The following is an 18,225-nucleotide window of genomic DNA, read 5'->3' as shown; positions in this document are numbered from 1 at the left end:
ATCCGGTTTTTCGCTTGGTGCGAAAAATACCCTCGTTTGATCGAAGGTTCAGGGGCACGCCACGACGGGCCATCCCTGGCCCATCGTGGCTCTCGCGACATCCATGTCGCTCAACCCCTGAAACTTCGATCCAACGAGGCCTACTGAAAGGGGCGGTCCGGAGTGCTCGGATGTTTCGCTGGAAGTCATCAAGAGCCAAAAGAAAGAAGGCCCGCATCAAGCGGGCCTTCTTTGTTATCGCTCGGGATCAGCAGCCCTGCGGCATCTCGCCCCGCGCCARSCGCGCATTGATATCGGCRATCACCGCCGGCAGTTCGGCGATGGTGTCGATCARGTAATGCGGCCGCGAGCCCTCGAACATCTGCCCGATGCGACGACGCTCCTGATCGAGCTTCTCGGCCGGCAGCGCCTTGTACTGCTCGTAGGTCAACCCCAGGGCGTTGCCCGAGCAGGTCAGCGCCACGGTCCACATGCCGGCGCTGCGGCCTTCGAGGATGCCCGGCCAGGTGTCGTCGACCTTCACGCARGCCGCGACRTCRTTGATSCCCAGGGCGATCACGTTGGCCAGCGCCTGGGCCGGGTRCGGRCGGCCRTTGGGYACTTCGTCGGTGGCGACCACRTGGTCGGCGACRTAGCCGTTGGTCTTGGCCARCGCCACGACCTTCTCCATCACCACCGCCGGGTAGCCGGAGCAGGAACCGATCTTCAGCCCGCCCTTGCGCAGGGTGGCAATGGCATCCAGCGCCCCGGGAATCAGCGCCGAATGCTCGGCGATCTTCTCRATCTGCAGCGGCATGAAGCGTTCGTAGATGGCGGTGACATCGTCGTCGGTGGGCAGATGACCGAAGGCCGTACGGTAGCGTTCGCCGATGGCGGGGATGTCGCACAGGGTGCGGATGTGGTCCCACTTGCCCATGCCCATSGGGCCGCGGGCTTCTKCCAGGCTGACCTGCACGCCGAACTCGGCGAAGGCYTCGACGAAGATCTGGGTCGGYGCGAAGGAGCCGAARTCGACCACGGTGCCRGCCCAGTCGAGGATGGCGGCTTGCAGTTGCTGGGGTTGCTGGTAGTGCATGGCGGTGCTCCTGTGAGGGGATTCTTGGTGAAAGGCAGGATGAGCGCGGCCCGCCCGGCGTCATGGCAGGCTCGCGGTGTCACGGGGTGTTCGGGTGGAAAATCAGGCCGTGGAGTCGAACAGCTCGGCGATGATCGGCCGCTTGCGGCGGATGCCCAGGCAGCACAGGTAGTAGTCGATGTGGAACGGGTCCTCGGCGAAGGCGATGGAGCGCGTGCCGGGCCGGTCGGCGTATTCCACCGCCGAGACGAAGCCCACGCCGATGCCGTGCACCACCGCATGGACGATGGCCTCGCGGCTGTTCAGCTGCATCGCGCAGTCCAGCTCCACGCCATGTTGCCGGCAGCCTTCCTCGACCAACTGGCGGGTGCGCGAGGCCGGCTCGCGCAACACCACGCGCTGGCTGGCGATCTCCTGCACGCTGACCGATTCCTGCTGCGCCCAGGGGTGGTCGTCGCGTACCACCGCGAGGATCGGGCAGGTGCGGTAGAGCTGGGTGCTCAGGCGCTGGTCGAACTCCGAGAGGGCGAGGATCGCCACGTCGATATCGAAGTTGTACAGCCGCTCCAGGGTGCCGGCCTCGCTGGTGAAGGAGGTCTCCAGTTCGATGTGCGGGTAACGCTGCATCAGTGCGTAGGTCAGGCTCATGGCGATCGGCGGCGACACCGCGCCGATGCGCAACATGCCCTGCTTGCGCTGCTGGAAGCTCTGCAGCAGTTGCAAGGCTTCGTCCTCCTGGCCGAACAGGCCCTGGGTGATCGCGTAGAGCTGCTCGCCGGCCGGGCTCAGCTCGATGAAGCGCCCGCGTCGATGGAACAGCTCCACGCTGAAGCGCTTCTCCAGGCCGCTGACCTGCTCGCTGATGGTCGGCTGGCCGACGCTGAGCAGCGCCGCGGCCTGGGTGAAGCTGCCGGTGCGGGCCACGGCGTGAAAGGAGCGCAACCACTTGTGGTACTGGTACATGAGGTCTCTCTGTGAGGAAGGCCTGGCTCATTGCCGTGCCCTCAGCGCCGGACGAACAGGGCGACCACCGCGCTGCACACGCAGGCCGTGGTGACCACGATGAAGATCAGCGAAGTATTGCCCGTCGTGTCCAGCATGCGACCGATCAGGGGTTCGGCCAGACCCGCGAAGAGGTAGGAGGAGAAGTTCATGATCCCGGTGGCGGTACCGGCGCGGCGCGCGCCGACCAGGTCCGGGCAGAGCGCCCAGAAGCTCGACGCCGGGCCGTAGACGAAGAAGCCGCAGAGGAACAGCGCGAGCAGGCCGATGCTGCTGTGCGCCGGCAGGCTCCACATCCACAGGCTGGTGAGGGCGCCGAGCGCCATGTAGAGCATGATCGCGCGGTAGCGCTTGCTGCCGAACAGGCGGTCGGACACCCAGCCATTGCTCAGTGCGCCGACGGCCATGCCGACCGGCAGGGCGATGGTGATCCACTTCGGGTCGATGAAGCTCTGGCCCTTCTGCCAGTCGGCGCCGAGGAAGTGCACCGGCACCCAGACGATCAGCCCGTAGCGCGCAGCGTTCTGGAAGCCCAGCGACAGCGCAGCGACCAGCAGGCGCGGGTTCTTCAGCACCGCCAGGTAGCGCTGCGTCGAGCTTTCCTCTTCACCGTGGGTCGCTTCGCTGGAGCGGTCCTCGACATTCGCCACGCCGGTGTCGGCCAGCGGCTCGAAGCCCATGTCCTGCGGGCGTTCCCGTGCCACCAGATAGAACACGATGCCGCCGGCGAGCATCAGCAGCACCGGCAGGCGGAAGATCCAGCGCCACTCCAGGTGCAACACGTCGATCACCACCACCGAGGTGACGTACGACAGCACCGAGGCGCAGCCGGCGGCGAACACGTAGAAGCCGTAGACCTTGCCGCGCTCGGCGGCGCTCCACCAGTTCGACAGCAGGCGGCTGCCCGGCGCCCAGCCCAGGGCCTGGAAGTAGCCGTTGATGCCCCACGGCAGGATCAGGCTGGCGAAGCCGCCGGCGAAACTGGTGACCCAGTTGGCGCCGCAGGACAGCACCGCGCCCAGGCTCATGATGCGCCGGCCGCCGAACTTGTCGGCGAGGTTGCCGTTGATGGCCTGGCCGATGGCGTACATCCAGAGCATGGCGCTGGAGGCCCAGCCGAGGGTTTCCTTGCTCAGGCCGAACTCGGCCTGGATACCGGGGATGGCAAAGCCGAACGTCTGGCGGCCGGTATAGAAGAACAGGTAGCAGAACATCGCGGCGAGCAGCATGCGCCACTGCGCCACGCGGAAGGGCGACACGGATGACTCAAGGCCAGGCAGGGTTTGTGCACGGTTCATGGTTGTTTTCCTTCTTGTTCGCTCGCGCCGGCGCAAGGCTCGGCGTGTCGGCACTCTTCTTCGGTGCAATAGGTTTTCGGTGCAACAGGAAAAGGCGGCAGCCAGGGCCGCCCGGTAAAGGACGACCTCAGGCGGCTTGCGAGCCGATGAAGTTGCGGCCGCGGGCGCCCTGCATGGCGAAGTCGATCATCGCTTCGGCTTCGGCTGCGGTCACCCCGTAGTCGCCGAACTCGGTCTTGACCCCGAGGCGATGGAGGAATTCACGCAGGCGCTTCTGGGCGCCCTCCAGGTCGCTGCCGAAGACGCGTTGCAGCACGCGGTCGCGGTCGGCGTCGCGGCCCCAGGCCAGGCCCAGCACCAGCGGCAGGGTGAACGAGCAGGCGATGCCATGGGGCAGGCCGTGGCGCAGGGTCATCTCGTAGGAGATGGAGTGGGCCAGCGCGGTCTTGGTGTTGGAGAAGGCCATACCGGCCTTCAGCGCGGCCAGCGCCATGCGCGAGCGCAGTTCACGGTTGCCGAGGTCCTGCTGCAGGCGCGGCAGGCAGTCGAGGATGTCTTCGATGGCAGAGATGGCGAAGGTGTCGGAGATCGGGTTGGCGTTGTGGTTCCAGATCGATTCCAGTGCGTGGGACAACGCGTCCAGCCCGGTGGACACGGTGACCCCGGCGGGCACGCTGAGCATCAGGTCCGGGTCGATCAGCGCCACCTGCGGCCAGGTGCAATCCAGGTGCAGGGAGTACTTCTTCTGTTGCTGCGCGTCCCAGATGGTCGCCCAGGGCGTCACTTCGCTGCCGGTGCCGGCGGTGGTCGGCGCGGCGACCAGTGTCTTGTGTCGTGCCGGGACGAAGGGCTTGCCGGCGGCCAGCAGGTCGAGCAGTTCGTCGAAGCGCCCGGACCCGGTGCCGACGACCAGTGCCTTGGCGGTGTCGATGGCGCTGCCGCCGCCGAGGGCGAACACCGTGGTGCAGTCGCCCGCTTCACGCCAGAAGCGCTCGTGCACGTCGCGCAGCCAGGCTACGTCGGGGTTGGGTTGCACGTCGTCGATGACGTAGGCGAGGCGGTCGCCCAGCAGGTGGCGGACGCGTTCGATCAGCCCCAGTTGCGCGGCTTCGGGGAAGGTCACCAGGGCGACCTTGCCTTGGCACAGGTCGGCGATGCGCTCCAGGCTGCCACCGCCGAAAACGGTGGCGACCGGATTGTGGAATCGGGCAGGCATGGGCAGTTCCTTGTTGTTGTTTGAACGTGCGGCCATGCTCCGGGCCTCGTCGGTTTCGTTCCAATCGATTGATCGCAGGTGGGCATCGGCCTGACCGATAACGGCGGGTGCGGACATCTGGCAAAACTCCAGGCATGAGCCTGCCCGGCGCGCGCCCGGGGGCGCACGCGGCAGGGTTGAAGAGGAGGGCGGGTCAGTGCCGGCCGTTGCCCTGGATGGCGTGGCGCAGGCGGTTGGAGAGCAGGTCGGCGAGCACCACCATGACGGTGATGACGAGGATGCAGGTCGCGGTCTCCGGGTACTTGAACAGCTTCAGGCTGCTGACCAGTTCGAAGCCCAGGCCGCCGGCGCCGACCATGCCGAGCACGGTGGCCGAGCGCAGGTTGACCTCGAAGCGGTAGAGCACCACGGCGATCCAGGCCGTGATCACCTGCGGCAGCACGCCGAAGGCGATCACCTGCAACGGCCGTGCGCCGGTGGCCTGCAAGGCTTCGATGGGGCCCTGGTCGATCTCCTCGATGCTCTCGGCGAAGAACTTGCCGAGCATGCCCACGCCGTGCAGCGCCAGGGCCAGTACGCCGGGGAAGGGGCCGAGGCCGACAGCCGAGACGAACACCAGGGCGAGGATCAACTCGTTGATGCTGCGGATGACGTTGAGCAATTGCCGCGTGCCCAGGTACAGCCAGCGGTTGCCGTGCAGGTTGCGCGCGGCGAGGAAGCCCAGCGGCACCGCCAGGACGATGCCCAGCAGCGTGCCCCAGAGGGCGATCTGCAGGGTTTCCAGCGCCGGGCGCCAGAGGCTGGGGAGGATGCTCAGGTCCGGCGGCAGCGAGCGACTGAGGAAGTCGCCGATCTGCGGCAGGCCGCTGGCCAGTTCGCTCCAGCTCAGCTGCGCGCCCTCGGCGCTCCAGTGCAGCAGGTAGATCACCGCCAGAACGGCGGCGCCGGTGGTCAGCCAACCGCGCTTGCTGTGTGGCGTCTCGACCATCCACTGATGGCTTCGCAGGTTCATGCGCCGACTCCTGTGCCGCTGGTGTACACCGCACGAGCCGCCGCCTGGTAGGCGGTCGCCTCGCCGCTCGGGCGTTGCTGGTAGATCCGCTGCAGGGCCGATTCATCCAGTTCCCCGGCGCTGCCGTCGAAGACCACGCGGCCGTTGGCCAGGCCGACGATGCGGTCGCCGAACTCGCGTGCCAGGTCCACCTGGTGCAGGTTGCACACCACGGTGATGCCCAGGGAGCGGGTGGCTTCGCGCAGGTAGTGCATGACCAGCTGCGCGGTCTTCGGGTCGAGGCTCGCCACCGGTTCGTCGGCGAGGATCACCTGCGGCCGCTGGGCCAGCGCGCGGGCGATGCCGACGCGCTGCATCTGCCCGCCGGACAGCGAATCGGTGCGCGCATCGGCCTTGTGTTCCAGCTCCACCCGGCGCAGGCATTCGCGGGCCAGGGCGATGTCTTCGCGGCTGAACAGTTGCAGTACCGAGGCGAGGGTGCCGACGCAGCCCAGGCGCCCGGTGAGCACGTTCTTCAGCACCGACAGGCGCGGCACCACGTTGTGCTGCTGGAAGATCATCGCCACCCGGCGGCGCAGTTCGCGCTGGTCGCGGGGCAGCAGCGCATCGACCCCGGCGACCTGCAGCGTACCGCTGTCGGCCTGCGCCAGGCGGTTCATGCAGCGCAGCAGGGTGGACTTGCCGGCGCCGGACTGGCCGAGGATCACCACGAACTCGCCGGCCTCGATGCGCAGGTCGATCCCGCGCAGCACCGGGTTGTCGCCGTAGCCCTTGGTCAGTTGGGCGACGCGGATCATTTCAGGCTCCGCAGGTCGAGATCGAGCACCTTGGCGGTGTCGCGCACGACGTTGTAGGCGGCGTCGTTGGTGGGCTGGAAGCCGTTGAGTAGGCCCTGGTCGCCCCACGGCACGTCCTTGATCGAGGCGAACGCGGCGACCAGTTTCTTCTGCAGTTCCGGGTCGAGGTTCTTGCGCCAGACCATGGGCGACTCGGGGATGTCGTCGGATGTCCAGACGACCTGGAAGTCATCCTGCTGCACCTGGCCGGCGCTGATCGCGCCGGCGAGGATGCGGTCGGCCACGGCGGCGGCATCCACCTTGCGGTTCTCCACGGCGAGGATGCTGGCGTCGTGGGAGCCGGAGAAGATCACCCGCGAGAACAGCGCCTTCGGGTCATGCCCGGATTGCTCCAGGCCGGCCTTGGGGAACAGGTGGCCGGAGGCCGAGCTGGGGTCGACGAAGGCGAAGGTGTGGCCCTTGAGGTCGTCCAGGCTGCGGATGCCGCTGTCCTTACGGGCGATGATCAGGCTGTGGTAGGCGCTGCTGCCGGTCTTCTTGGTCACCGCCACGGCGAAGGCGTCGGCGCCGGCCACCTGGTTCGCCAGCACGTAGGAGAACGGCCCGAGGTAGGCGACATCCAGCTTGCCGGCGCGCAGGGCTTCGATCACGCCGTTGTAGTCGGTGGCCACGAAAGGCTTCACCGGCATGCCCAGGCGTTCCTGCAGCTGGTCGAGCACCAATTGGCTGCTCTTGATCATCGCCTGGGAATCCTCGGAGGGGATCAGGCCGACGGTGAGGGCGTCCTGCGCCTGGGCAGTCGAGAGCAGGGCGGAGGCGAAGGCGAGCGGCAGCACGGCGAAGCGGAACAGTCTGGTCAGCGAAGTCATGGCGTTACCCGGAGGTTGTGTTCGGTAGCGCCAAAGCTAGGGCTGTCATGTGACAGTCACGCCATCAGATCAATATGGGTTTGCACGCAAATCCATTGATAGGAGCTATGGATGTCCACCGCCCGCCTGCGTACCTTCCTCGCCGTCGCCCGCCACGCCAGCTTCAGCGCCGGCGCACGGGCCATCGGCCTCAGCCAGCCGACGGCGACCACGCAGATCCAGGGCCTGGAGCGCGAGTTCAACGTCGAGCTGTTCCACCGCCGTGGCCGTCGCATCGAGCTGACCGCCGTGGGCCGCGCCTTGCTGCCCATTGCCCAGCAGATGTCGATGCTCGAATCCGAGGCGACCAACCTGCTGCGCGATTCCGGCCAGCTCAATCGCGGCCAGCTGAAGGTCGGCGCGGTGGGGCCGTTCCATGTGATCGAGATGGTCGACCGCTATCGCCGGGACTATCCGCAGATCGACGTATCGATCCGTATCGGCAACTCGGCGTCGGTGCTCGCCGACCTGGAGAACTACGTGACCGATGTCGGCGTGCTGGCCGGGCTGCATGACGATCCCGCCTTCGTCGCCGAGTTGTATGCGCGGCACCCGGTGATCCTCTTCGCCCACGCCGAACACCCCTTTGCCCGCCACGACGCGGTGCCGGTGCAGGCGCTGCAGGGCCAGCCGCTGCTGCGTCGCGAGCAGGGTTCGACCACCCGCGTCGCCCTGGAGCGGGTGCTCGAAGCGGCGGATGTCACACCGCGCATCGCCATGGAGATCGGCAGCCGCGAGGCGCTGCGCGAGGCGGTGATCCGTGGCATCGGCATCGGCGTGGTGTCCGAGGCGGAATACATCGCCGATCCGCGCCTGAAGGCCATCCGCATCATCGGCGACCCGGTGTTCACCGAGACCTACCTGTACTACCTGGCCGAGCGCCGCAGCAGCCAGGTGATCGCCTCCTTCCTGCGCACACTCGCGCGATAGCACAGCCGCCGGGGCGGGCGTAAGGCTTGTCTTGCGGGCCGGGGGCCGGGTTATCCTGCGGGCCCCGTCGCCGTCACGAGACTGTCATGTCGTCCGCTGCCGAGCAGGCGCTGCTGCGCCGCGCCGATCGAGATTCGCGCAACTCCGCCCAGGTGCTCGGCCTGTGCCTGCCCGCCGACGTGCTGCTCTACCTGTTGCTGCCGATGTACGCGGCGGACTTCGGCGTGACCCTGGTGGAAGCGGGCATCCTGCTGGCAGCCAATCGCCTGGTGCGCATCGTCGGCTACGGCTGGGTGGTGCGTTTCTACGCTCGCCATGGCGACCGTGCCGCCTGCAGCCTGGCGGCGCTGGCGACGGCAGCCTGCGCGCTGGCCTCGGCGACGCTCTCCGGGTTTGCCACATTGCTGGTGTTTCGCCTGGTCTGGGGCCTGTGTTTCGCCACCTTCAACCTCAGCACCCAGACCCTCGCCACCGCTGAGGCTCAAGGCGCTGCGCGGCGCGCCGGGCGCTCGCGGGCAACCTTGTCCATCGGGCCGATGCTGGCCCTGCCGCTGGGGGCGGTGATGGCCCAGGCCTTCGGGCCGCGCAGCGTGTTCTTCGTGCTCTGCGTGGCTGCCCTGTGCGGTCTCTGGCGCGCCCGCGCGCTGCCGGCCACGGGGCACGAGATTCCCGTCAGCAGCGGTCGCCGCCTGCGCCTGCCGGACAGCATCGCCACCTGGTCCTTCATCGAAGGCGTGACGCTGGACGGCCTGTTCATCTTCGGCCTGTCGCTCTACGCACAGACCCACCTGGGCGGCACCGGCGTGCTGGTGGCGGGCATCCTGATGGCGGTGCGTTATCTCAGCGAGATGCTCTTCAGCCCCTTCGGCGGGCGACTGGCGGACCGCTTCGGCGCGCTACGCATGCTGGTGATCCTGTCGCTGGCCACCTCGCTGGCGCTGCTGATGTTCGGCAGCTACTGGCTGTTCGTCGGCGCCTTCTTCGTGCTGGTGTTGCGCGCGCTGCAACTGCCGCTGGTGGTGACGCTGGTGGCGCAGCGCAACCCGCAGGCGCGCATCCAGGCGCTGGCCGGCAATGCGGTCTGGCGAGATATCGGCGCCGGGCTCGGGCCGATCCTTGCCGGCGTGCTGCTGCCGCAGGTGCCGGCGATCTGGGCCTACGCCGGAGCGGCGCTGATACTGGCGCTCAGTGCGTTGGGGTGCGCCTGGCGGCGTTGAGCCGGCGAGATGCGCGGATTGTTCAAGCGCCGGTGATGCGGCAACGGGAACACTGGTGATTCCCATTGCACCGGAGTTGCCCCATGCGACACCTCTACGCCCCCGCGTTCTTCTTCGGCTTCATCGGCCTGGCCCTGTACCTGGTCGGTGAAGGCGTTTCGCTGCTCTGTCTGCCGGCGCTGTTGCCGCTGGCGATCCTGCTGGCCTTTGTTGCCGAGCGATTCTGGCCGCATCGAGCGGGCTGGAACGAGAGTCACGGCGATGGCGCCCGCGACCTGATCCATGCGCTGGTCAACGAGACGCTGAACGCGTTGGGCATTGCCGCGATTCCTCTGCTGGCCCTGTGGCTACCGCATTTCGGGTTGTGGCCAAGCGATTGGCCGCTGGTGCTGCAATTGCTGGCGGCGCTGCTGATGGCTGACTTCGGCATCACCCTGGTGCACTACGCCAGCCACCGTTCCGCGCTGCTCTGGCGTCTGCACGCGGTGCACCACAGCGTGACGCGCATGTACGGCTTCAACGGCCTGATGAAGCACCCGCTGCACCAGATGCTCGAAGCCCTGGGCGGCACGCTGCCGCTGCTGTTGCTCGGTGTTCCCGTGGAGGTTGCGGCGTTGCTGGCCTTCGCCATCGCCATCCAGTTGCTGCTGCAGCACAGCAACGTCGACATGCGTATCGGTGTGCTGCGACATGTGTTCGCCTGGGCGCCGTTGCACCGCCTGCATCACCTGAAGTACGGCACTGCGGGCGACGTCAACTTCGCGCTGTTCTTCAGCTTCTGGGATCGCCTGCTGGGTACCGCGCTGTACCTGCCCGGCTATGAGTTGGCAGAGGACGACCTGGGCATCGGCGACCGGCCGGACTACCCGCAGGCGTACTTCGCGCAGCTCGCCGAACCGTTCCGCCGCGCCGATGCAGCGCACCCGCCGGCACCATTGCCGGCAGAGCTGCGCCGTGCGCTAGTCGAGTAGCCGCAGCTTCAGTTGGCGCAGCGTCAGGTCGGCGCGAATGCCGAACTGGCTGCGCACGCTGCGGGAGAAGTGCGCGGAGTCGGCGAAGCCCGCCGCAATGGCGGCGCTGGTCAGGCTGTCGCCGGCCATGGCCAGACGCAGCGCCTGGCGCAGCCGCTGCCAGAGCACCAGGCGACGTACCGATAGCCCCAGTGTGCCGCTGAACAGCCGCTCCAGTTGGCTCAACGATAGCGCGGCTTCTTCGGCCAGTTCCTGGGCGGGCAGGGCACCATCGTCCAGGGCGCGGATGCGTTGCAGGGCCTTGCCCAGGCGCGGGTCGAGTGCACGGCGAGGCAGGGCTTGCAGTTGCGCGGCGAGCGCTGGCAGGTCCGGCCCGGTGGCTCGGCAGACGCGCTCCAGGTCGGCCAGTTCGAAAGCCAGTGGTTCGGCGAAGAGGGTGATGACGGGCTGCTCGCTGGCCTGGATGGCATGGCGCCGGTTCGACGGAATGACCAGCAGCGATCCTCGCTGCGGTTGCTCGTCCACCAGCGCCTGCACCTCGTCTGTGCGAGCCATCAGCAGCTGATGCGCATAGTGCGCGTGTGGGCGGGCGTGGCCGGTGGTGCCGGCGACCAGGCAGAAGTCCGCGCCCAGCCACAGCTCGCCTTGCCAGGCCCGTTCAGTCGGCTGCATGGTGTGCCAGCCATTCTTCGCGGGTCAGCTCCCAGGTTTCCCGCGGCAGCACGCCGCTGACGAAATGGCCTTCGCTGCTGTCGATGCAGCGCATGCCTTCGCGTTCGGAAATGCGCCGCGAGCCCTGGTTGACGATGGCCTTGGGCACCTGCATGAGCGGCCGCTCCAGGGTCAGGAACCAGTAGCGGGTGACCGCTTCGCAGGCCTCGGTCATGTAACCCCGGCCTTGCCACCTCGGCGCGAGCCAGAACCCCCGGTGATTGCCGGGTTGGTCGAAGAGGGAAATGCTGCCGATGGCGTCGCCGGGTGCGCTGGCCAGGCGGATCATCCAGTGCCACTCCTCGCCGCGCGCCATTGCCGGCAGCGCCAGGTCGCGCACGTAGGTCAAGGCACCGTCATCGAGATAGGGCCAGGGCACGCGGCTATCCAGATAACGCACCACCTCCCTGTGCGGGAAAAGGTGCTGGATGGCGTCGGCATCCGCCAGTTGCAGGGGCGTGAGCAGCAGACGCTCGGTACGCAGGGTGGGCAGGCTATCCATGTCGAGGTCCTGTGTGCGGACGAGCAGTCTGCGGCTTTTCGCTCGCCCTTGGCCAGCCGGATGACGCGCCCGGTCCGAATGGTCGGGCGACCCCGCACGGATTTCCTACACTCCCATTCCGGCCGGCGCCTTTGTCCCGGCCCGCTGAAGAGAGGTTGTCATGGCCCGCATTGTCAGAATCCACCAATACGGTGACGCCAGCGTCCTGAAACTGGAGGCGGTGGACGTGCCCGCGCCAGCGGCGGACGAGGTACAGATCGCGGTCAGGGCCTTCGGCCTGAACCGCGCCGAAGTGATGTTCCGCAACCACGCTTACCTGCAGGAAGCCGAGTTCCCCAGCCGCCTGGGCTACGAGGCCGCTGGTGTGGTGAGCGCCGTGGGGAGTGCCGTGAAGAATGTCGAGGTGGGCGATGCGGTGAGCCTGATCCCGCCGCTGGATATCGCCCGCTGGGGCACCTACGGCGAAGTGGCCAACGTGCCGGCGTACCTGGTGGTGAAGCATCCGCAGAACCTCAGCTTCGAACAGGCCGCCGCGTCCTGGATGCAGTACGTCACCGCCTGGGGCGCGCTGGTGGAGCAGGCGAAGCTGTCGAAGGGCGAGTTCGTGCTGGTCACCGCCGCGTCCAGCAGTGTCGGCCTCGCCGCTTTCCAGATCGCCCGCATGGTGGGCGCCACCTCCATTGCCGTCACCCGCACCCAGGCGAAAAAACAGGCGCTGCTGGAGGCGGGTGCCGATCACGTGATCGTCAGCGACGATGAAAGTATCGTCGAGAAGGTCATGGCGCTGACCGACGGGCAGGGCGCCCGCGTGGTGTTCGACCCTATCGGTGGTCCCGGTTTCGAGGTGCTCACCCAGGCCATGGCCCGCGGCGGCATCCTCCTCGAATACGGTGCGCTGAGCCCTGAACCGACGCCGTTCCCGCTGTTCACCGTGCTGGGCAGGAGCCTGACGCTGAAGGGTTACCTGTACGCCGAGATCGTCGCCGACCCGGCGGCGCTGCAGCGCGCCAAGGCATTCATCGTCAAGGGGCTGGAGTCCGGTGCGCTGCGCCCGGTGATCGCGCGGACCTTCCCGCTGGAGCAGATCCAGGACGCCCATCGCTTCCTGGAAGCCAACCAGCAGGTGGGCAAGATAGTCGTCACGGTTTGACGCGGGATGCAAGGTCGCGGGCGCCCGGTATTTTGCTGGCGGTGATCCACGAGGCCCGAACAGTATCGCCGCCACATCCCCCCGCTGGCTTTGGCGTCCCGGCGCCTGCGCATCGAACACCAGCGCCTTGTCTCGGTCGGCTGGCCCCGTTCAGGCTGCGCTGTGCTGGGCGAAGGCGAGGTGGTAGCCGTTGCAGTCGCGCACGCCGAACTCCCGCGAGCCGTAGGGCATATCCTGCAGGGGCCAGGCGATCTGCGCCTGCTCCTTTACCGCGTCGTAGTAGCGCTGGATGTCGGCCAGTTGCAGGTAGAGGGTGCCGGAACAACCTGCCTCGCTGCCCCACAGGTCCTGCGCGGTGAACAGCAGGCGGCAGTCTTCCAGCTGCACGGTGAGCGTCCCCTCGGCGGAGTCGGTCACGGCAAAGCCGAGTACGTCGCGGTAATGCTCGCGGGTGAGCTCCAGGTCGTGGCAGCGCAGCAGCAGGGTCAGCGGCATGGGAAATCCGGAGGTGGGAGCGAAATCCGGATGATGGCACGGCCTGGGCCGGTCGTCAGCGTGGAATGACCTGCCGGCGGAGAACCAGGGCCGCGGCGAAGTGCAGGTCTGCCCGTGGAGGGCGAGAGGGCTTACTTGCGCAGGACGTAGATGCGTACCCCATCCACGCCGGGGATCACGTTGCAATGGTGGATCTGGGAGAAACCCAGGCGCTGGAATTCACGTTCCAGGGCGCGCGCATTGGCGAAGTCGGGGCCGATGGGGTGCGGGTCCGAGCCGCAGGGGCAGGGCTGTGTGTCGTCGAGCGAATTCGAATGGCCGATGCGGACGAACAGGATCACGCTGTCGCGCGTCACCGGAATCCATTGGTTCAGCAAGCGGACGTTGCGGCTGTTGCAGGCGGTCCGGGGGATTTCCGGCAGCAGCAGGCAATCGACCGAGCCCTTGCGCAGTTCTGCGCCCTCCAGCGGCGCCGGCAGGTCGCGGATCCGCCGTTTCATCGCTTCGGGCAGCTTGCGGTGGGCGTCGGCCAGCGAGTCGCCCGACGGGCAGGTCGCGACGATGATGCGGTTGCTGTGTTCCAGCAGCACGGGCCAGGAGGCGCCGGGCGACTGCGAGACTTCCAGCATCAGGATGGGCTCCTCGGCCATGCGCAGGGCCAGGCGCAGCAGACGCTTCTCCCGCCACTGGCGAATCCGCTGGCAAAGTCCGCCGCCGGACGAACCGCGGGCAGCGGCATCGGTCTGGTGTCGGGAGGAGGGGGTGAACAGGCGCTGGGGATCGTTCATGGATAGGGACTCGTCAGTTACTGTCCATTGTCGAATCGAGCGATCAAGGTCTCGTCAAGGACATGTGAAAAAGACGTGGAGGAGGATTTTTCGTGAGCTGTTGCCCGGGCATTCAGGCGAGCGGTTCCGGATCCTGGACAATTCACGAATCCCGCAGCTTATTTTGACGATTTCTTTTCCTTCCCCCTTGTAGTGTCCCGCCCGGATGCCGGCACCGGCGCCGACTTGCGCCGCGTTGTGCTGCGCAGGAAAGACTTCTACAAGGACACCCCATGCAACTCTTCCGCTCGGCTCCGACGCGCTTCCTGGCGCTGGTCGCCTTGCTCTGGCTGATCGTCTTCTTCCTGACCCGATCGGCCCTCCTGGTCGGCCATCTGCCCGAGGTGGGCGCGGCCCATGTGGCGGTCTTCGCCATTGGCCTGCTCTACGACCTCAGCTTCCTGGTCTACGCCCTGTTGCCGATGGGTGTGGTCCTCCTGCTGATGCCCGCTCGGGTCTGGCGCAGCGCCAGTTGGCGCTGGCTGCTGGCGGCGATGCTGTTCACCAGCGTCTACGTGATGCTCTTCACGGCGGTGGCCGAGTGGCTGTTCTGGGACGAGTTCGGGGTGCGCTTCAACTTCATCGCAGTCGACTACCTGGTGTATTCCGACGAGGTGCTGAACAACATCCTCGAGTCCTATCCCATCGGCCTGTGGCTGAGCATCCTGGCGCTGCTTTCGCTGAGCGTGACCCTCGCGCTGTTCAAGGTCCTGGGTCGCCTGCGTGACGCCGAGGTGCCGCCGCTGTCGCGCCGCCTGCTGGGTTGCGCCGGCCTGGTGGCGATGGCGCTGGCGGCCGGTGTCCTGGTCGACCAGGATGCCCCGCGCGGCCAGGATGGCAATACCTACGCCCGCGAGCTGGCGAGCAACGGGCCGTACCAGTTCTTCGCTGCGTTCCGAAACAACGAGCTGGACTATCCGCAGTTCTACGCGACCCTGCCGCCCGAGCAGGTCACGCAGCGCATCCGTTCGGAACTGGCCGAGCCCAATGCGCGCTTCACCGGCACCGGGCCGATGGACATCCGCCGGAGCATCGCCAGCGAAGGGGCGCCCAAGCGCTACAACATCGTCCTGGTGACCATCGAGAGCCTGAGCGCCAAGTACCTGGGCAGCAACGGCGACGAGCGCGACCTCACGCCCAACCTGGATGAGCTGCGTCGCAACAGCCTCTACTTCAACAACTTCTACGCCACCGGCACCCGTACCGACCGTGGCCTGGAAGCCATCACCCTGTCGATCCCGCCCACCCCGGGTCGCTCCATCGTCAAGCGTGTCGGCCGCGAGAGCGGTTTCGCCAGCCTCGGTCAGCAGTTGAAGAACGTCGGCTATGACGCCGTGTTCCTGTATGGCGGTCGCGGCTATTTCGACAACATGAACGCCTTCTTCGGCGGTAATGGTTATCGCATCGTCGACCAGTCCAGCGTCCAGGAGTCGGACATCCACTTCAAGAACGCCTGGGGCATGAGCGACGAGGATCTCTACGCCCAGGCGATCAAGGTCGCGGACGAAGACCACGCGCGCCAGCAGCCCTTCCTGCTGCAACTGATGACCACCTCGAACCACCGCCCCTACACTTACCCGGCCGATCGCATCGACATCCCCTCGGGCGAGGGGCGTGACGGCGCGGTGAAGTACACCGACTACGCCATCGGCCAGTTCCTCAAGGCGGTGAAGGGCAAGCCTTGGTTCGACAACACCCTGTTCGTGTTCGTCGCCGACCACACCGCGGGCAGCGCCGGCAAGGAAGACCTGCCCGTGGCGAACTACCAGATCCCGCTGTTCATTTACGCGCCCAAGTTGCTGCCGGCCGGGGAACGCCCGGAGCTGGCCAGCCAGCTGGACCTCGCACCGAGCCTGCTGTCGATCCTCAACCTGAGCTACACCTCGACCTTCTACGGCCGCAACCTGATGGTGCCGAACGCCTTGCCACCGCGCGTGGTGATTGGCAACTACCAGCACCTGGGCCTGTTCGACGGCCAGGACCTGGCGATCCTCAGCCCGCGCGGCGAACTGCGCCGGCACAACCAGGCCCTGGGGGCGAGCACGGAAGTGACGGCGCAGGCGGACGACCCGCTGGTGGCGCGTGCGATCAGCTATTACCAGTCGGCCAGCTACAGTTTCACCCATCACCTGCTGGACTGGAAGCCAACGGCAGGGCAGTGAGAGCAGGGCCGTCGTCACGGCCCTGAACCTGCTGCAGGTTGCTGTCAGGTTCCAAGGCGCTCTGCCCTCCAGGGCGCCAGTACTTCCTGCCTTTTTCCTCCCCTGCGGCCACCCTCGGCCGCGCTTTGCTCTCCCTTGAAACTGAAGACCTGCGAGATTCTTTTGTACGTCTGTACAGAAAATTCTTGCATGGCGGATTTCTTGTTGTTAATAATCTGTACGACTGTCCAAAAGTGATTCGATAGAAGTCTCCGGGGCAGTCGCGTTGAGTGGATAAAAACAAACAGAAGACCCCAGGCCCAACTTCGCTTCAGGCCTGTACGGTCGTACAAAACTCAAGTGTCTTGCGAGGTGTGGGATGAAGGAAAAGCAACCTGGGGAGCCATCCTCCGGCGTAACCCGTCGTGACCTGGTGAAAGGGACGATGGGGCTTTTGTGGGCCGGCGTGTTGCTGGGCGGCTTGCCGCTGCCGGCATTCGCCGAGCCGAAGAAGGGCGGGCGACTGGTATTCGGCTTGGCCGGCGCGTCGACCACCGACAGCCTGGATCCGGGCCTGGCCGAAGACGACTTCATGATGCTGCTGAGCCAGGCGCTGCGCGGCAACCTGGTGGAGATCGACAGCAGCGGCAACGCCATTCCCGAACTGGCCGAGTCCTGGGAGTCCTCGCCGGACGCCAGGGTCTGGACCTTCAAGCTGCGCAGTGGCGTGCAGTTCCACAACGGCAAGCCCTTCGTCGCCGATGACGTGGTGGCCACGCTCGACTACCACCGCAAGGACGGCTCCAAGTCCCTGTCCAAATCGATCGTCTCGCAGATCGACGAAGTGAAGGCGGTCGATGACTCGACGGTGCGCGTCAGCCTCAAGGGCGGCAACGCCGACTTTCCCGTGCTGATGAGCGACTACCACCTGAGCATCCTGCCGCGTGGCGCTGACGGCCAGGTGGACTGGCGCTCCGGCGTGGGCACCGGCGGCTACATGCTCAAGGAGTACAACCCCGGTGTCCGTGCCTTCGTAGTGCGCAATCCCAACTACTGGAAGCCGGGCCGGGCGCACGTCGAGGAGGCAGAGCTGATCGCCATCGCCGACTCCGTGGCGCGCCAGAACGCGCTGCTCACCGGCAAGGTCAACGTCATCAACCGCGTGGAGATCAAGACCTTGTCGCTGCTGCAGCGCAGCAACAAGGTACGCATCGCCGAGGTCACCGGCCTGAACCACGCGACCATGCCGATGATCGCCAAGGTCAGCCCGTTCCAGGACAACAACGTGCGCCTGGCGCTCAAGCACGCAGTGGACCGCGAACAGTGGGTGAAGTCGATCCTGCGCGGCCACGGCAGCGTCGGCAACGACCACCCCATCGGCCGCCAGCAGAAGTACTTCAACAGCGAGCTCGCCCAGCGCCAGTACGACCCCGACAAGGCGCGCTTCTACCTCAAGCAGGCCGGGCTGGACAGCCTGGATATCAGCATCAGTGCCGCCGACGCGGCCTTCGCCGGGGCGGTGGATGCCGGCGTGCTGTTCGAGGAAAGCGCGCGCAAGGCCGGCATCAACCTCAAGGTGGTGCGCGAATCCAACGACGGTTACTGGATCAACGTCTGGTCGAAGAAGCCGATGTGCATGTGCTACTGGACCGGCCGCGCCACGCCGGACTGGATCTTCAGCCAGATCTACGCCAGCGGCGCTTCCTGGGGCGACACCCAGTGGAACAACGAGCGCTTCGACAAACTGATGCTGCAGGCCCGCTCCGAGCTCGACGAGGCCCGGCGCAAGGCCATCTACTGGGACATGCAGGCGATGCTGCACGACGAGGGCGCCACCGTGGTACCGATGTTCATGAACCACATCATGGGCATGGGCAACGACGTGGTGACGTCGCCGACCGTGGCCGGCGACATGGCCCTGGACGGCATGCGCGCCATCGAGCGCTGGTCGCTGGCGTGAAGCGGGAGAACGG

17 protein-coding genes are annotated in these 18,225 nt (G+C 66.7%); 6 read left to right on the top strand and 11 right to left on the bottom strand.

Annotated features, from left to right (window positions below):
- Positions 1-247: 247 nt before the first annotated feature.
- The 7 genes from phnX to phnD form a co-directional block, all read right to left on the bottom strand.
- Entirely contained in the window at positions 248-1,075 is an 828-nt protein-coding gene (gene phnX / locus A9513_RS04795; RefSeq protein ID WP_065084103.1) for a phosphonoacetaldehyde hydrolase, read from the bottom strand.
- 102 nt (positions 1,076-1,177) lie between these two features.
- Positions 1,178-2,038 (bottom strand): LysR substrate-binding domain-containing protein, encoded by an 861-nt coding sequence (locus A9513_RS04790; RefSeq protein ID WP_024763510.1) that lies wholly within the window; start codon positions 2,036-2,038, stop codon positions 1,178-1,180.
- A 41-nt stretch (positions 2,039-2,079) separates the two neighbouring features.
- Positions 2,080-3,375 (bottom strand): MFS transporter, encoded by a 1,296-nt coding sequence (locus A9513_RS04785; protein WP_065084102.1) that lies wholly within the window; start codon positions 3,373-3,375, stop codon positions 2,080-2,082.
- Between the two features lie 127 nt (positions 3,376-3,502).
- On the bottom strand, positions 3,503-4,591 hold the full coding sequence (gene psrA, locus A9513_RS04780) for an iron-containing alcohol dehydrogenase PsrA (RefSeq protein ID WP_065084106.1): 1,089 nt from the start codon (positions 4,589-4,591) through the stop codon (positions 3,503-3,505).
- Between the two features lie 193 nt (positions 4,592-4,784).
- Positions 4,785-5,603, bottom strand: coding sequence for a phosphonate ABC transporter, permease protein PhnE (gene phnE, locus A9513_RS04775; protein WP_024763507.1), 819 nt, complete (start codon positions 5,601-5,603; stop codon positions 4,785-4,787).
- The gene (gene phnC / locus A9513_RS04770; protein ID WP_065084101.1) at positions 5,600-6,400 is read right to left on the bottom strand and encodes a phosphonate ABC transporter ATP-binding protein; all 801 of its coding nucleotides are present in this window, start codon (positions 6,398-6,400) and stop codon (positions 5,600-5,602) included. The genes phnE and phnC overlap by 4 nt, the downstream gene beginning before the upstream one ends.
- Positions 6,397-7,269: a phosphonate ABC transporter substrate-binding protein gene (phnD, locus tag A9513_RS04765; protein WP_024763505.1), complete on the bottom strand. Its 873-nt coding sequence runs from the start codon at positions 7,267-7,269 to the stop codon at positions 6,397-6,399. The genes phnC and phnD overlap by 4 nt, the downstream gene beginning before the upstream one ends.
- Before the next feature lie 111 nt (positions 7,270-7,380).
- Between phnD and A9513_RS04760 the strand changes: the two genes are divergently transcribed.
- The 3 genes from A9513_RS04760 (at position 7,381) to A9513_RS04750 (ending at position 10,426) form a co-directional block, all read left to right on the top strand.
- Positions 7,381-8,238: a LysR substrate-binding domain-containing protein gene (locus tag A9513_RS04760; RefSeq protein WP_037015629.1), complete on the top strand. Its 858-nt coding sequence runs from the start codon at positions 7,381-7,383 to the stop codon at positions 8,236-8,238.
- Positions 8,239-8,324: 86 nt separating this feature from the next.
- Positions 8,325-9,455: an MFS transporter gene (locus A9513_RS04755; protein WP_065084100.1), complete on the top strand. Its 1,131-nt coding sequence runs from the start codon at positions 8,325-8,327 to the stop codon at positions 9,453-9,455.
- A gap of 83 nt (positions 9,456-9,538) precedes the next feature.
- Positions 9,539-10,426 carry a sterol desaturase family protein gene (locus A9513_RS04750; protein WP_065084099.1) on the top strand — a complete coding sequence of 296 codons (888 nt, stop codon included), beginning with the start codon at positions 9,539-9,541 and terminating at the stop codon, positions 10,424-10,426.
- On the opposite strand, the gene A9513_RS04745 is transcribed toward A9513_RS04750, so the two are convergent.
- A complete protein-coding gene (locus tag A9513_RS04745) occupies positions 10,415-11,098 on the bottom strand; it encodes a helix-turn-helix domain-containing protein (protein WP_024763501.1) in 684 nt (227 codons plus the stop codon). The two genes, A9513_RS04750 and A9513_RS04745, sit on opposite strands and share 12 nt — an antisense overlap.
- Positions 11,085-11,639 (bottom strand): GNAT family N-acetyltransferase, encoded by a 555-nt coding sequence (locus tag A9513_RS04740; RefSeq protein ID WP_065084098.1) that lies wholly within the window; start codon positions 11,637-11,639, stop codon positions 11,085-11,087. The genes A9513_RS04745 and A9513_RS04740 overlap by 14 nt, the downstream gene beginning before the upstream one ends.
- 160 nt (positions 11,640-11,799) lie before the next feature.
- Between A9513_RS04740 and A9513_RS04735 the strand changes: the two genes are divergently transcribed.
- On the top strand, positions 11,800-12,789 hold the full coding sequence (locus tag A9513_RS04735; RefSeq protein ID WP_065084097.1) for a zinc-dependent alcohol dehydrogenase family protein: 990 nt from the start codon (positions 11,800-11,802) through the stop codon (positions 12,787-12,789).
- Positions 12,790-12,939: 150 nt separating this feature from the next.
- Here the strand turns inward: A9513_RS04735 and A9513_RS04730 are convergent, their stop codons facing one another.
- Positions 12,940-13,284 (bottom strand): glyoxalase/bleomycin resistance/extradiol dioxygenase family protein, encoded by a 345-nt coding sequence (locus A9513_RS04730; protein WP_065084096.1) that lies wholly within the window; start codon positions 13,282-13,284, stop codon positions 12,940-12,942.
- A gap of 131 nt (positions 13,285-13,415) precedes the next feature.
- Complete coding sequence (locus tag A9513_RS04725) at positions 13,416-14,072, bottom strand: hypothetical protein (protein ID WP_065084095.1); 657 nt, start codon at positions 14,070-14,072, stop codon at positions 13,416-13,418.
- A 272-nt stretch (positions 14,073-14,344) separates the two neighbouring features.
- Between A9513_RS04725 and A9513_RS04720 the strand changes: the two genes are divergently transcribed.
- Entirely contained in the window at positions 14,345-16,273 is a 1,929-nt protein-coding gene (locus A9513_RS04720; RefSeq protein ID WP_065084094.1) for an LTA synthase family protein, read from the top strand.
- 424 nt (positions 16,274-16,697) lie between these two features.
- Positions 16,698-18,212 carry an ABC transporter substrate-binding protein gene (locus tag A9513_RS04715; RefSeq protein ID WP_231387467.1) on the top strand — a complete coding sequence of 505 codons (1,515 nt, stop codon included), beginning with the start codon at positions 16,698-16,700 and terminating at the stop codon, positions 18,210-18,212.
- The last annotated feature ends 13 nt before the right edge of the window (positions 18,213-18,225 follow it).

The organism is Pseudomonas sp. AU12215 (assembly GCF_001675465.2).
Taxonomy (GTDB): Bacteria; Pseudomonadota; Gammaproteobacteria; order Pseudomonadales; family Pseudomonadaceae; genus Pseudomonas; species Pseudomonas nitroreducens.
Note: the sequence above shows the minus strand (reverse complement) of the source record. Positions and strands in the feature narration are given on the sequence as shown.